Origin of the sequence: Pseudomonas sp. PS01299, assembly GCF_029960145.1 — a bacterium.
GTDB classification, from domain to species: Bacteria; Pseudomonadota; Gammaproteobacteria; order Pseudomonadales; family Pseudomonadaceae; genus Aquipseudomonas; species Aquipseudomonas putida_A.
The window spans coordinates 1-14,772 of record NZ_JASCPO010000050.1 but is presented as its reverse complement, the minus strand read 5'-3'; the positions used below and the strand labels follow the sequence as shown (position 1 = coordinate 14,772).

General features: G+C 50.8%; 11 protein-coding genes. 9 read left to right on the top strand and 2 right to left on the bottom strand.

The window, feature by feature from the left end:
* Window positions 1-148: 148 nt before the first annotated feature.
* The 9 genes from rfbB (at window position 149) to QMX91_RS11685 (ending at window position 12,138) form a co-directional block, all read left to right on the top strand.
* Complete coding sequence (gene rfbB / locus QMX91_RS11725) at window positions 149-1,225, top strand: dTDP-glucose 4,6-dehydratase (protein ID WP_282412744.1); 1,077 nt, start codon at window positions 149-151, stop codon at window positions 1,223-1,225.
* A complete protein-coding gene (gene rfbD / locus QMX91_RS11720) occupies window positions 1,222-2,115 on the top strand; it encodes a dTDP-4-dehydrorhamnose reductase (protein ID WP_282412743.1) in 894 nt (297 codons plus the stop codon). The genes rfbB and rfbD overlap by 4 nt, the downstream gene beginning before the upstream one ends.
* Window positions 2,112-3,002 carry a glucose-1-phosphate thymidylyltransferase RfbA gene (rfbA, locus tag QMX91_RS11715; RefSeq protein ID WP_282412742.1) on the top strand — a complete coding sequence of 297 codons (891 nt, stop codon included), beginning with the start codon at window positions 2,112-2,114 and terminating at the stop codon, window positions 3,000-3,002. The genes rfbD and rfbA overlap by 4 nt, the downstream gene beginning before the upstream one ends.
* Window positions 3,003-3,055: 53 nt before the next feature.
* A complete protein-coding gene (locus QMX91_RS11710; protein WP_282412741.1) occupies window positions 3,056-3,979 on the top strand; it encodes a glycosyltransferase in 924 nt (307 codons plus the stop codon).
* A complete protein-coding gene (locus QMX91_RS11705) occupies window positions 3,976-4,935 on the top strand; it encodes an SDR family oxidoreductase (protein WP_282412740.1) in 960 nt (319 codons plus the stop codon). The genes QMX91_RS11710 and QMX91_RS11705 overlap by 4 nt, the downstream gene beginning before the upstream one ends.
* The gene (locus tag QMX91_RS11700; RefSeq protein WP_282412739.1) at window positions 4,932-5,954 is read left to right on the top strand and encodes a glycosyltransferase family 4 protein; all 1,023 of its coding nucleotides are present in this window, start codon (window positions 4,932-4,934) and stop codon (window positions 5,952-5,954) included. The genes QMX91_RS11705 and QMX91_RS11700 overlap by 4 nt, the downstream gene beginning before the upstream one ends.
* A gap of 341 nt (window positions 5,955-6,295) precedes the next feature.
* Entirely contained in the window at window positions 6,296-8,182 is a 1,887-nt protein-coding gene (locus QMX91_RS11695; RefSeq protein ID WP_282412738.1) for a glycosyltransferase family 2 protein, read from the top strand.
* 441 nt (window positions 8,183-8,623) lie between these two features.
* Complete coding sequence (locus QMX91_RS11690) at window positions 8,624-11,209, top strand: glycosyltransferase (RefSeq protein WP_282412737.1); 2,586 nt, start codon at window positions 8,624-8,626, stop codon at window positions 11,207-11,209.
* A complete protein-coding gene (locus QMX91_RS11685; RefSeq protein ID WP_282412736.1) occupies window positions 11,206-12,138 on the top strand; it encodes an NAD-dependent epimerase/dehydratase family protein in 933 nt (310 codons plus the stop codon). Before QMX91_RS11690 ends, QMX91_RS11685 begins: the two co-directional genes overlap by 4 nt.
* Window positions 12,139-12,288: 150 nt before the next feature.
* Here QMX91_RS11685 and QMX91_RS11680 read toward each other — a convergent pair whose 3' ends face one another.
* On the bottom strand, window positions 12,289-13,476 hold the full coding sequence (locus tag QMX91_RS11680; RefSeq protein WP_282412735.1) for an acyltransferase: 1,188 nt from the start codon (window positions 13,474-13,476) through the stop codon (window positions 12,289-12,291).
* Between the two features lie 194 nt (window positions 13,477-13,670).
* Window positions 13,671-14,681, bottom strand: a complete 1,011-nt coding sequence (locus tag QMX91_RS11675; protein WP_282412734.1) for a hypothetical protein — start codon at window positions 14,679-14,681, stop codon at window positions 13,671-13,673.
* Window positions 14,682-14,772: the final 91 nt, after the last annotated feature.

The following is a 14,772-nucleotide window of genomic DNA, read 5'->3' as shown; positions in this document are numbered from 1 at the left end:
GTAAAATGCTACCCTTGTTCGATAGTGGCACATTCCCATATCGATTCAGACTGACTCTGACAGAAGCTTCGTTTTCTGCGGCTTTCGCATTCATGGATTAGACAGTGCTCGTCGGTGGCCTGTCTGCAGCTCAAGGGTATTGTTTCGCGTGAAAATTCTAGTAACCGGCGGCGCCGGGTTTATCGGCTCGGCAGTCATCCGTCATATCATTTCCAATACCGCCGACTCTGTCGTTAACGTTGATAAGCTGACTTACGCCGGCAATCTGGAATCTTTGGCGGAAGTCAGCCAAAACTCGCGTTATGCATTTGAGCGTGTCGATATTTGCGATCGTGATCAAATCGACCGCGTGCTACGTGAGCATCAACCAGATGCGATCATGCACCTGGCCGCAGAATCCCATGTGGATCGTTCGATCTCCGGTCCATCCGAGTTTATCCAGACTAATATCATCGGTACCTACACACTGCTTGAAGCGGCGCGCCACTATTGGGCTGCTCTGGATGATGCGCGTAAAGCCAACTTCCGTTTTCACCATATCTCGACTGACGAAGTGTATGGTGATCTGGAAGGTCCGGAAGATCTGTTCACAGAAACCACGCCTTATCAGCCAAGTTCGCCTTATTCGGCCAGCAAAGCCAGTTCCGACCACCTGGTTCGGGCTTGGGCGCGTACCTACGGTTTGCCGACATTGGTCACCAATTGCTCGAACAACTATGGACCGTACCATTTCCCTGAGAAGTTGATCCCGCTGATCATTCTCAACGCACTGGAAGGAAAGCCTCTCCCTGTTTACGGCAAAGGCAATCAGGTTCGTGACTGGCTGTATGTAGAAGATCACGCTCGTGCGTTGTACAAAGTCGTGACAGCAGGTGTGATCGGTGAGACTTACAACATTGGTGGTCACAACGAAAAGCAAAATATCGAAGTCGTGAACACCTTGTGTGCGCTGCTTGATGAGTTGCGTCCTGACTCTGCCCACCGTCCGCATGCAAGCCTGATAACCTACGTTCAGGACCGTCCGGGGCACGACCAGCGCTACGCAATTGATGCGAGCAAGATTCAGCGCGAGCTGGGCTGGACTCCGGAAGAAACCTTTGAAACGGGCATTCGTAAAACCGTTGAATGGTATCTGAGCAACACTGAGTGGGTCGCTCACGTGAAGAGCGGTACCTATCAACAGTGGATCGACCAGAATTACGCGGACCGCTCGAACAAGGCATGAAGATTCTACTGCTGGGCAAAAACGGTCAAGTAGGCTGGGAGCTGCAACGCTCCCTTGCTCCGCTTGGCGAGTTGGTCGCGCTGGATCGTCATCCGGTCGATGGACTGTGCGGCGACCTTTCCGATCTTGATGCGGTAAGCGCGACGATCCGCAAAATCATGCCTGATGTCATCGTTAACGCGGCCGCTTATACAGCAGTCGACAAGGCTGAATCCGATGTCGAGCATGCCTTTCTGGTAAACGGCCGTGCCAGTCAGGTGTTGGCTGAAGAAGCAAAAGCTCTAGATGCCTGGCTTGTGCATTATTCGACTGACTATGTGTTCAATGGCCAGGGTTCCAGTCCATGGCAGGAGACGGATGACGTCGCCCCGTTGAACCAGTACGGTGAAAGTAAGCTGGCAGGTGAGAAGGCGATTATCGCTTCGGGCTGCAAGCATCTGATCTTTCGTACAGGCTGGGTCTATGGCGCTCGCGGTAACAATTTTGCCAAAACCATGTTACGTCTGGCCAAAGATCGCGAAACGCTGAATGTCATCGCCGATCAGATCGGGGCGCCGACAGGGGCAGACCTCATTGCTGACGTCACGGCTTTGGCCGTTCGCCAGGCGAGCCAACAGCCGCAGCTCTCGGGTTTGTATCACTTGGTAGCCAGTGGTGAGGTGTCGTGGCATGGTTATGCAAGTCATGTAATCGCTTTCGCTAAGGCCAATGGCGAGCAACTTGCCGTAACAGCGGTCACCCCAATCGATACTGCAGCTTATCCCACTCCTGCGAAGCGGCCTCTGAATTCTCGTTTGAATACTCAGAAGTTGCGCGACAATTTTTCTCTACACTTGCCGGATTGGCAAAGTGGTGTGACTCGAATGCTTAGGGAAGTTCTGAATAAATGACCACGACAAATCGTAAAGGCATCATTCTCGCCGGCGGCTCGGGCACGCGCCTGCATCCGTTGACTCTTGGCGTATCCAAGCAGATGCTGCCGATCTACGACAAGCCGATGATCTTCTATCCGCTGTCCGTGCTGATGCTTGCAGGTATGCGTGAAATCCTGATTATCTCCACGCCTGAAGATTTGCCATGTTTCCGCAAGTTACTGGGTGACGGTAGCCTTTATGGCATCCAGCTCACTTATGCTGAACAGCCTAGCCCGGACGGTCTGGCCCAGGCTTTCATTATCGGTGAAGGGTTCATTGGTACCGATCCTTGCTGCCTGATTCTGGGTGACAACATATTCTACGGGCAGCACTTCTCGGACAACCTCCGTTCCGCTAGCTCGCAACAGCAAGGGGCCACGGTATTTGGCTATCACGTTTCCGATCCGGAACGTTTTGGTGTAGTAGAGTTTGATAAAACCGGTCGGGCACTGAGCATTGAAGAGAAGCCGCTCCAGCCGAAATCCAATTATGCGGTGACCGGGCTGTACTTCTACGACAATGATGTTGTCGAGATTGCCAAGAGCATCAAGCCGTCCGAGCGCGGCGAGCTGGAAATCACTGATGTTAACCGCGCCTACCTGGAGCGCAAGACGCTGAATGTCGAGATGCTCGGTCGCGGTTTCGCCTGGCTTGATACCGGCACTCATGACTCTCTGCTGGAAGCAAGTCACTTTGTGCACACCATTGAGCAACGCCAAGGCCTGAAGGTGGCGTGTCTGGAGGAGATCGCTTATAACAACGGCTGGATTACTGCTGCGCAACTGGGGATGCAAGCCGAGGCGCTGAAGAAAACAGGTTATGGTCAGTACTTGCAAAAGTTGCTGGACCTAAGCGCTCGTTGAGCCAAGACAATCCACTCGAATCCTTAGCGTCAATTAGTGCAAGCAGGAATGGCATGCCAGTTAGACTTCCAAAGGTTGCGGTTTTGCTGGCTGCCTACAACGGAATACAGTGGATCGAGGAGCAACTCGCCTCGATCCTGTGTCAATCAGGCGTTGAAGTCTCAATTCATATAAGCATTGATCCTTCCTCTGATGGTACAGAAGCGTGGTGCGCGGCGTTCGCCGCGAAACACCCACAGATTTTTCTCCTCCCGGATGCCGGAAAATTTGGAGGTGCGTCTCGCAATTTCTTTCGATTGATTCGTGACGTCGATTTCTCTCCTTATGACTTCATAGCGCTGGCTGACCAGGATGACATCTGGCATCCAGACAAGCTACGGCGTGCCACTTGTACGATTGATTCTCACCACGTTGATGCCTACTCCAGTAATGTCACCGCCTTCTGGCCTGATGGCAGGATCCATCTATTGGACAAGGCACAGCCTCAAGTTGCCTGGGATTTTCTATTTGAGGCAGCAGGTCCTGGATGCACTTATGTATTCAATAATCACTTTGCCGACGCCCTTAAAACTTCAGTAACAAATGACTGGGAAAAGCTGCAGAAGGTTCGCTTGCATGACTGGTATTGCTACGCCTTCGCTCGAAGTCATGGTTTTCGATGGTTTATCGACCCAGTGCCGACCATGGATTACCGCCAGCACGCAAACAATCAAGTGGGCGCCAACAAAGGCTTGAGCTCTTTGCTCGCACGTTACAAAACCATCCATGACGGTTGGTGGTTCAGTCAGGTGCGGATCATCGCGTTATTGGTAGGCAAGGGCGACCATCCGTTTGTACAGTCACGGCTGCAATTGAAGAGGTGCCAACTCATAAGGCTTTCTTTTGATGCCTGGCAGTGTCGGCGGCGGTTGCGCGACAAGGTATTGTTCTTTTTTGTCTGCTGGATGTTCGCGTTTTCAGGGAACCGATCTGAATGAGTTCAAAGGTGGTTGTGACGGGGGCAAGTGGCTTTATTGGCGGGGCGCTGGTCTCCAGGTTGTTACTTGATGGGAAATTTCAACCGATTGCGGCTGCACGGGATACGAACTGTGTGGCAGGACGCTGTTCTGGTGTGACTTTTGATCTGAGTGTACCGGGTGTTCTGCCGTTGCTTGATGATGTACGCGTAGTTGTCCACGCCGCTGCCAGGGTGCACGTCATGGACGAAACAGCGACCGATGCGCTGGCGATGTTTCGCAGCCTCAATGTCGAAGGGACTATGAGGTTGGCAAGGCACGCTGCCGATTCAGGCGTCGCCCGGTTTATTTTCATCAGTTCCATCAAGGTCAACGGAGAAAGCACCGCGGCAGGGGAACCATTCACTGCCGATAGCGTGCCTGCTCCTGTTGATCCTTATGGTGTTTCCAAGTATGAAGCGGAAGAAAGTTTAAAGAAGCTGAGTCTTGAAACCGGTATGGAAGTCGTCATTATTCGTCCGCCTCTGGTCTACGGTCCGGGTGTCAAGGCCAACTTCCTCAGCATGATGCGATGGCTCAGCAAGGGGCTGCCATTGCCACTGGGTGCGATAGGAAACAAGCGTAGCCTGGTCGCAATCGGGAATCTGGTCGATCTGATTGTCACCTGCATCGAACATCCGGCCGCTGCAAATGAGACCTTTCTGGTGAGTGATGGTGACGACCTGTCAACCACACAGCTTTTGCGACATTTGTCGCGGGCGTTGGGTAAAAGGGCGTTGTTGATACCGGTACCGCAGAAATTGCTGATTTTCGTGGCTGGTCTGCTTGGCAGACAGTCGATTGCTCAGCGTATATGCGGCTCGCTTCAGGTCAATATTGAAAAAAATCTCGAAGTGTTGGGGTGGCGACCTCCCGTTAATGTGGATCAGGCCATGCTTCAAACCGCTCGCTATTACTTGGATGAGCAAACGAAATGAATGTTTGGTGGTTGTTACCGTCGGTTTTTCTAGTGTCTTGGGCATTGACACTAATGCTTCGCCGTTACGCATTGGGGAGGAAGCTGATCGATGTACCAAATGAGCGAAGCTCTCACACGACGCCCACCCCGCGCGGTGGCGGTGTCGCGATAGTCTTTGCGTTCCTGATTGCTCTGCCAGCGTTGAAGCTGCTTGGGCTGATGAGTGCGGAGTTGATGTACGGTCTGTTGGGTGGTGGGCTACTGGTTGCAGCTGTCGGTTTTGCTGATGACCATAATCACATTCCAGCAAGATGGCGACTCCTGGGGCATTTCGCTGCCGCCGGATGGGCACTTTTTTGGCTGGGAGGTCTTGCTCCCCTGTCTATTGCGAATATGACCGTGGATCTTGGCGTTGCGGGCATTGTGCTGGCTTTGATTTATCTCGTCTGGATGTTGAATCTTTACAACTTCATGGATGGTATCGATGGCCTTGCCAGTGCCGAAGCCATCTGTGCCTGTCTTGGTAGTTGTCTGATCTACGGTTTGACCGGTCATGTCGAGTTGGTGTGGGTTGCGTTGGCCCTGGCTGCCTCGGTCGGGGGATTTCTGTGTTGGAATTTTCCACCCGCGCGCATTTTCATGGGGGATGCGGGCAGTGGTTTCCTGGGGCTCGTTTTAGGCCTCATTGCCATTGATGCTGCGTGGCAATCAGGCGCTTTTCTCTGGAGTTGGTTGATTCTTCTGGGAGTTTTTATTGTTGACGCAACCTGGACGCTGGCGAGGCGCTTGCTCAGCGGTGAAAAGGTTTATGAGGCTCATCGAAGTCATGCATATCAGTACGCGGCTCGACGGTATGGCAGCCACAAAGTGGTGGTGTTTGCAGTCGTCGGCATAAATCTCTTATGGCTGACGCCTTTGGCTGTCGCTGTGGGAGTTGGGCTTGTGTCCGGTGTCATCGGTTTGGCTGTTGCTTATCTGCCCCTGATACTGATTGCGTGCGCATTGGGTGCGGGAAGGCGAGAGCAGCCCAAGGCTTAGGGATTGTTGATCGTTTACCGCCGCCGGGGTGCAAAGTAAGCGTCGATGATGATGCTATGATTCGCCCCCGCTGGATCAGATGGTTTGAGCAAAAGTAGCGCCTGCGTCAACAGATAATATGTGGCTGGTTGCGCAAAGTAATGGTTTCAGGTCCCGTAGCGCTAACGCGTTTACTGGGTTAGTGGGGACTTCTATGATTGATATTGAGTTACAGACCAATGGATAAAAATTGTAAAGCTTCTGATAGACCAGTCACACGAGCATTCACCAGGCCGCTGCGTATTCTTCGACGGGGGTTCTCTATAGGCTCCAATATAGTGCGTGCTGTGCTGCGAGGAGACGTGGCTACAGTTAGAGGCTATGCTCGAGCTGTGTATTTACGGGTGCCGTTTTTAAAGTTTGTGTGGTCGTTTTATACCTTTCAAAAAATGAAGCTGATGCGGGGCTTTCGTGATAAGACGTTTTCGAACGATAATATCAAGTCTTTGAATGCATTGTCTGACAAGCGGTTTTCCGATATGTCGGGCTTGGCTGCTGCTTCGGCGCTAACTGTTTTTCCGCCTATTGATATTTCGGTGGTTTCTTATAATAGCTCTCGCTGGATAAAAATTTTTTTTGACTCTCTGGCAGCGCAAGACTATCCGCTGTCAAGTATTCACTTCAAAGTTGTTGATAATGGTTCCTCCGATAATACGGTGGAGCTATTTAAAGATTACTTGAGCTCGCACGGTAGTCTGTTCGCCAGCGTCGAGGTCATTCAGCAAGAGAACCTTGGTTTTGGCATGGGCCATGATCGTGCTATACGCAAAGGTCAGTCGGATTATTGCCTGGTCGTAAATCTCGACCTCGAGTTCCTTCCGTGCTCAATCGTAAATGCCGTTACCGCAGCAGTTAATGATCGTGACCCAGCGTCGGCAAGCTGGGAGTTTCGCCAGGTGCCATTCGAGCACCCGAAATATTATGACCCGGTCACGCTGGAAGCCAATTGGTCTTCACACGCCTGTATCCTACTGCGGCGTGATGCGTATATTCGCTGCGGTGGTTACGACCGTGCCATTTTCATGTATGGCGAAGACGTCGAATTTTCTTATAGATTGCGCTCCTACGGTTATGTACTGAAATACCTGCCAAATGCGGCGGTCATTCACCATACGTACGAAGAGGCTGGTGAAGTCAAACCATTGCAGTTCGCCGGTAGCGTCTTGGGCAATACCTATATTCGTCTGCGGTACGGCTCGAACGTCGATCGATGTGTGGCGTTGGCATTGTACGCAATCCTTTTTGTTTACCCGTCGCAATTCCCCGGTTCTAAAAAAATGTTGTGGCGCAACCTGCCAAAGTTGCTGAAAAATATACCGGGCTTTTTGAAGGGAAAGGGGCCCGCCACCGCAAGATTTCCGTTTCGTGGTTATGACTACGAACTTGTCAGGGATGGCGCGTTTTGGCAGGCGAAACCCTTTGACTCGGTGGCTGTAGTGCCTAAAGTCACGATCATTACACGTACTTATAGAGGCCGTGGAGTTTTTCTGCGGCAGGCGATGCAGAGTGTCTTTAATCAGACCTATCCGAATATCGAACTTATTGTTGCGGAAGACGGTGGGGATACTCAGCTTGAGCTGGTAGAGTCTGTAGCCAAGTACGCGCCTTCCCATCTCACTGTCAAGTTTTTGGATAATGAAAAGATAGGTCGTTCAGGTGTGGGTAATGCTGCAATGGCTGCAGCGTCGGGCGATTACTATATGTTCCTGGATGATGATGATCTGTTATTCGCGGATCACGTCGAAACGCTGATGCAATGCTTGGCAGCCGACGCAACGCTTGATGCTGCTTACAGTTTGGCTTTTGAAGTTGCTACCCACGTTAATGATGACAAAAGTCATTATGTCGAGGAGCTATTCTATACGCCTCCCGTGTTTCGCCAGGAATGGGACTATAAGGTCATGCAGCGCCATAACTTTATCCCTATCCAGTCCATCATGTTCAAGAAAGAACTGTACCAGCGTTGGGGTGGGTTTGATCTCGATCTGGATCAACTTGAAGACTGGAACTTGTGGCTTTGTTACGGATATGGCGCGCATTTCAAATATGTCGAAAAAACCACGTCACTTTTCCGAACACCCGCTGATTCAAGCGTTCGTGCCGATCGTCACGCTCTTTTGCATAATGCCTATGAAATGGCGGTCAGTAGTGCCAATAAGCGTATAGCTCAAGAGGCGGGGCGCGCTTAGCCTTCTCCCTGATCTACCTGTAAATTTTCGGCTTTTTGATTGACAGTGTTGGTTTTTAGTGGGCTTCAATTGGGGCGGTGGTTGTGATAGGGGAAGAGCATTTCACTGATAGGTCTCATTCACAACCAGTTGCTTTGCTCGATGCAGGATCATCGTGATCGCGAGGGCTGGACTCTGTAAACGCCCTCTTAAGAGCATGCGTGTGCATGGCGAGGTCGCATTGCGACGAGACCGGGATTCTCAACTTTCGTCGTATGTTGGAAAAGCATAAACTGACCCTCGGATTTTTGTGGCCATCAACCGTTCCGGGAAGGGGATGGTGATCAGATGCAGTGTTGGTGCATGTTTTCGAATGCCGATCACTCTCGCTCGCATAGTTTTGCTGAAGCGAAACGGAAGATGCACATCAGTGCCCGAACGAACGATTAAGGAACTAATAGCTTGAGCCTGAACACTTTGAAAACCATCGCGAGGCGACTGCGACGCGCCTATTACATCCTTAGGTCTGACGCGAGCGAACCTCTGGTTGATAAGGTTAACTATGATTGGGATTTCTATTTGCAGCAGAACCCTGATGTCGCAGCTTCCGGCGTTGATCCTCGCGACCATTACTTTAAATTCGGTCGGCAGGAAGGGCGCATTGCGGTCATGCCGACACCTGTCACTGACGTTTCCGATGAGGCTGACGGCTATGACTGGAATTTCTATTTGCAGCAATATCCGGATGTTGCTGCTGCCGGTGTTGATCCTCGCAAGCATTACTTCCAGTTTGGCCGTGATGAAGGACGCATTGCAGTGCTTCCGAAACTCGATTTTATCGGCTCCCCGGAAGACGATTTTGATCCTGCGCGTGAAACGGTACTGGTCGTAAGCCATGAAGCCTCCCGCACGGGGGCTCCTATTCTTAGTCTTAACTTGGTTCGTATACTAAGCAAGCGCTACAACGTTGTTGCCTTGCTCCTTGGTGGTGGTGCTTTGGTCGAGGCTTTCCGCGATGCTGGCGCGGTCGTTGCTGGGCCATGTGAAATGCGTCATAACCCGGTCGCGACCAAGCTTATTCTCGACAAGCTATTTATCCGCTGCCAATTCAAGTTTGCCTTGGTTAACAGCATCGAATCGCGTTTTGTTCTTTCGTCGCTTGCTCGGCATTTTATTCCCAGCATCAGCCTGCTTCATGAGTTTGCATCCTATACCCGGCCCCGGGATGCTTTCCGTCAGGCGTTGTTCTGGTCGACCTCTTCGGTGTTTTCGGCAAATTTGACTTTGCAGAGTGCACTGGACGAATACCCTGATCTTGACGAGAAAATTGCCCACATTCTGCCGCAAGGGCGTTGCGAGCTTCCGGTTGCCGCTCTTGACGAAAAGAGCCGATCTATCGAAGAAAAGAGATTGCTGGACGCATTGCGCCCCTCCGGTGCGCACGCAGACACCTTTGTTGTTATTGGTGCTGGTTCCGTCCAGTTACGCAAAGGGGTAGATTATTTCATTGATTGTGCGAGCCGGGTTCTTCGCACTAACCCATCGCGCAATGTTCGATTCGTATGGATCGGGAAGGGGTTCGATCCAGACATCGACATAGGTTACTCGGTCTACCTTGCCGATCAGATTCGGCGCGCAGGCATTGAGCAGCACATTACGTTTCTGGAAGACACTTCAGAGCTGGATATCGTCTACCAACAGGCTGATGTCCTGTTGATGACATCCCGTCTGGATCCGTTGCCAAACGTTTCCATCGATGCGCTTTGTGAAGGGTTGCCGGTCGTTTGTTTTGAGAGTACGACCGGGATCGCGGACATTCTGGCCGAGGAGCAGCTCGCGGATACCTGCGTTGCGGGCTACTTGGATACAGCCGACATGGCGGAGAAATTGCTCAAGCTATCCAGTGACAGTCAGCTTTATCAGGATGTTGTTTCCCGCTCCTTGGAAATGGCAGCCCGGCGTTTCAATATGGAAGCCTATGTAGAGCAGTTGGACCAGTTGGCAGGCACGTTAATCGACAAAGCCAGGAAAGAGTCGGAAGATATTGCTGAAATTGCTCGAGCTAACCTGCTGCGCTGCGATTTCGTGAGCCTGCATGATCGTCTTGAGCAACCTCAGGACGAAGTCATTCGTGGCTATGTTCGCGCTTGGGCTTGTGGTGTCGACCAACGGAAACCCTTTCCGGGCTTCCATCCAGGTATCTACAAGGAGCAGCATGGGTTGCTCGGTGTCGATCCTCTTGCAGACTTTATACGCAAGGGACGCCCGGAAGGTCCTTGGCTGGCGCCTGTCATTACCCCCGAGGGGAAAAACACTAAAGTCAGCCCAAGCGTAAAAGTAGCGCTTCACCTGTTTGTTTCGCATCCACAATTACTGGCTGGCACGCTCGGCAGACTCAAGCAGAATAAACTTTTACCGGACCTTTTCATCAGTGTCCCGGGTTACGATATGCGCGATGAAGTTTCCCGCCAGTTTTCCGGCTATGCCGGGCGTTTGGTCGAGGTGCTGACCCTGCCGGACAGTCCTCGAGATATCGCGACGTTTCTCGGAACATTGGGACGGAAAATTTCCCCACAATACGACTTTATGGGACATTTGCACGTCCGTATGGGTGAAGATGTCGAGAGCGGCTCCAAAGAGCAGACTGGTGACAGCTTCCATCTGGAGAATCTGCTGGGTGGGAAGTCCGGGGCCATGACCGATCGCATCATTTCAAGAATGCTGGAAGACTCGACGATCAGTATGGTGTTTGCCGACGATCCCGATGCAAGCGGCTGGGGTAGCCTGCGCCCGATTGCGCAGCGTTGGGCAAATAATGTTGAATTGGCATCTCTACCGGAGTATCTGTACTTCCCGACAGAGGCCATGTTCTGGGCACGTTGTGAGCGGCTTGCGCCATTGTGGGACCTGGGTTTGCAACTTCCTGACGAGGCGGTTTTGGTTGAAGACGATAGCGCCCTGCGTGCAATAGAGCGACTTCTACCCCTGTCTATTGCCGGTTCGAACCTACGCTGTGCGGTAACCAATATATTCGGTGTGACTAGATGAAAATTGTAATCTTTGGTGGCGGCGGGTTTATCGGGACAGCGATCGCTGATCGATTGTTGAAAGACGGGCACCAGCTACGGATTTTTGAACGACCGCGAGTTCCTCCTTATCGCGAGTTTGAAGTGGGTGAGTCGGTTGAATGGGTAACCGGTGATCTCATGAGTATCCATGAGGTTACAGAGGCCCTGGACGGTGTCGACGTGGTGCTGCACCTGGTTTCCACGACCCTTCCAAAGACTTCCAATGATGATCCTATCTACGATGTGCAGACCAATTTGGTCGCAACCTTGCAAATGCTTAATGCGATGGTCGCTAAAAAAGTAGGCAAAGTTGTCTTCATATCCTCCGGAGGGACGGTTTACGGCTCACCGAAGTATCTGCCAATCGATGAATCCCATCCGACTGATCCGCAGGTGTCCTACGGCGTTACGAAGTTGGCTATCGAGAAGTACTTGCTTATTTATCAGAATCTGCACGGCATCAAGGCCAATATTCTGCGGGTGACCAATCCTTATGGCGAACGCCAGCGGATAGAAACGGCACAAGGTGCGGTCGGCGTGTTTCTGAGCCGGGCGCTGCAGGATATGCCCCTGGATATTTGGGGTGATGGCAGCGTCACCCGTGACTACATCTATGTTGCCGATGTTGCCGAGGCTTTTGCGAAGGCGGTCACGTATGACGGTGAGAAGTCGGTGTTCAATATCAGTTCTGGCGTCGGCACCAGCCTCAACGAATTGATTGCTGTGATGGAAGGTGTTACCGGAAAGGCGATCACGCGTAATTACTTGCAAGGCCGTTCATTTGACGTGCTCACAAGCGTATTGGATAACACGCTGGCCAAACAGGAACTTGGTTGGCAGCCTCGCACTTCGCTTGAGGATGGCGTCGCCAAGACCAGCGCTTGGATGGGTAAGGCGCTCGCCAAGTAAATGCCTAGTGTGCGTGATGCCTGGTTTACAACGAGTGGATAGCAGAAGCTCTGAACCAAACCTGCATGATCTGGGAATCAACTGACAAGTATTTAGCGTCATAAAAAACCGCCTGCGAAGGCGGTTTTTTTTGTTCGGTGATCGACAAGATTATGGGCGGAGCTCGTCGTTTTTACTTAATAGACTTCGTACGCCCGAGTCAACACGTTTAACCCACCAGTCATCAAGCTTCGACAATGGAACGGCCAATGTAATTGAGGTGACTGCAGTAATAATAAATACAATGATAAGGCTTGTGGGGTTATTGGTGCCGTGGCTCATCAGCTTCACATAGGCATAACTTGATAGCGAGCAAATAATCAATGTATGAACAAGGTACAGCGGAAAGCTGATTTTTCCGATGCCGGCAAAGAACCGCCCGTTCAGACTGTTGAAAAGCGTTTTATTGCTCATGGTCGCAAAGATTATGCATACAGATCCCAGTGTGTGGAACAGCGTTTGTGAATGTTCCATGATTGATTGCGGAATGATGGAAAAGCCGTTATAGGCCTTCTCGGGGAGCATATATCCGAGCAAATACAGGCCAAGGATAATCAGACCAATGGATGTCAGGAAAGATACTTCCGTTTTACTTTTTGCCAGAGAGGCAGAAAGAAAAGCACCAACGACGAACGGGAATATAAGGTCGTTGTAAAACAATGCTGAAATTGAAATAACTGCCAAGGCGTACAGCAAGTGACGATAACCGAGGACGACCGAGATAAAACACGCAAGCATGTAGATAATCATGCTGCCATAGAACTCCGGTTTCATGGTCCAGAGGTTGGTATTGTAGTTGGCCGCTCCGGTAAAAAAGGTCGTCACTCCCTGGAGCAGGGCCTTCAAAAAGTTGGGTTCAAAGTCCGGGGTCAAGCCGAAAGCAAATGCTGCCAACCATGGACTGGAACTTAGCTCTGAAGCTTCTCTAAAGTAATACAGGTTTAGTTTGAACAAGCAGTAACTCGCAATAGTCGTGACGGTTACGATCGCGACCAGACGTGGAAACCTTTTAAGAAAGGCAAGCAGTAGTTTTTGTGGATCTTCGTGGTGGAAATAAGACCAGCACAACACGAATCCAGAAAGTGTAAAGAAAAAACCAACAGCCCCGGTACCATTGAAGAATGCAAAATAGGGTTGCCCTATCAGGCTCTCTGTATTCCTTACGGTCGGCAGTATGCCCATTGTGTAAGGAGAGAAGGCCAGAAAGAAGTGATGAACGAGCACAATAAATGCAGCGATTCCTCTGTAGGCTTCAAGCGGGATCAGTCTATTGCTGGCGTGCAATATTTTTGTTGGCATGTCAGACCTTGTATTGATTGTGAAACAGCAGTTTTTAAACTGAGGCGCATTTTATAGGATTATCCGCCGTGCGCGCCACCGAGCTCGCGCTAATGCAATGACGTGTCGTCCGACCCTGCAGGGTTACCTGATTTTTTTGCAAAAAAACACCCTGCAAAAGTTTGGCTTCTGCAGGGTAGTAGGTTACAGAATTACTACTGTTGATCTAGTTTGATCAGCGTCCAATTTGTATCGACCACCTTGTTGTTATCCACAACAATGCGGTAATTGCCTTCTTCGGCCAATGGGAAACTGACAGTGGCTGGCTTTCCGGTACTGACGACTTTGCGCTCGCCGATCAGATCATTGCCGTGGTAGACAGTGAACCCGACAACAGCTCCTCCGCGTGCCACAACTTCTTTAGGTACATTTGGAGAGATGGAAGCGGTCAGTGTAAAATATGTAACGCCCCACTGTTTGAATTTCTTCGGATCCAGCTCGAAGGTCGTTGGTTGGGTTTCGCCTGGGTGAGCAAAAATGGTGTCAGGATCTTCATCAATACGCAAAATTCCGTATTTGTCACCGAGCACTGAATTGGAAATAAGGTCGATAAACGGCGTATCAATGGACGCACATGTATTTTTGTCGGAGCATGTTTTAAGTGAGTGGTCTACGTCCGTTACCTGAGATACCAAATCATTTCTGATGTGTACGCCAAATGGGTAGTTAATACCAACTTTAATGGATTTGTTGAAAATTTTCACAAGGGTGTAGGTATCCCCCACCTTCCCTGTGTCGGTAATGATGATCTCTGGGGCATAGGTTTTTACTAAGTCATCGCTCTCGTAGTGACGATTCAGGAAAGAACTGTCTATGGTGTACCTGTGGGCAAAGAAAGCGGGGCTGCCCCAATCGGTCTTCAATCTGAAGTCCTTTGGTGTGTTTTCGCTTATCCATTTGCCGGCGTCAGTGCGATCTTTCTCAAGATTCAAGTATTGCTTAATGCCCGCAGTAGACTGTTTTCCGATGATATAGGATTGCGTGATTATGTACCCCAGAAGGATGAGTAGCAGTAGTTTTATGATGTAAGAATATTTAGAGCTGATATTCCAAATGGTTTGAGCGCCCAGTGCTCCCAAGATGAACAGGCTGTAGAGTGCTGGCGTTGCGTACCAGTCATAACGCTCTAGGGATGCTCCGATCAACTTGTCGTGCAGCCGCGGCAAGTTGCAATTTTCCAGGCACCTACAGCGTCATTGGACGAAAAGTGACCGAAAAATCATGTACGGAGAGCTTTTTCGACCGGTTCTCCGTGTT

Bases quoted from the DNA above. Each gene is read 5' to 3' on its own strand.
- rfbD (WP_282412743.1), top strand. From the start codon at position 1,222: ATGAAGATTCTACTGCTGGGCAAAAACGGTCAAGTAGGCTGGGAGCTG.
- rfbA (WP_282412742.1), top strand. From the start codon at position 2,112: ATGACCACGACAAATCGTAAAGGCATCATTCTCGCCGGCGGCTCGGGC.
- QMX91_RS11710 (WP_282412741.1), top strand. From the start codon at position 3,056: ATGCCAGTTAGACTTCCAAAGGTTGCGGTTTTGCTGGCTGCCTACAAC.
- QMX91_RS11705 (WP_282412740.1), top strand. From the start codon at position 3,976: ATGAGTTCAAAGGTGGTTGTGACGGGGGCAAGTGGCTTTATTGGCGGG.
- QMX91_RS11700 (WP_282412739.1), top strand. From the start codon at position 4,932: ATGAATGTTTGGTGGTTGTTACCGTCGGTTTTTCTAGTGTCTTGGGCA.
- QMX91_RS11685 (WP_282412736.1), top strand. From the start codon at position 11,206: ATGAAAATTGTAATCTTTGGTGGCGGCGGGTTTATCGGGACAGCGATC.
- QMX91_RS11680 (WP_282412735.1), bottom strand. From the start codon at position 13,476: ATGCCAACAAAAATATTGCACGCCAGCAATAGACTGATCCCGCTTGAA.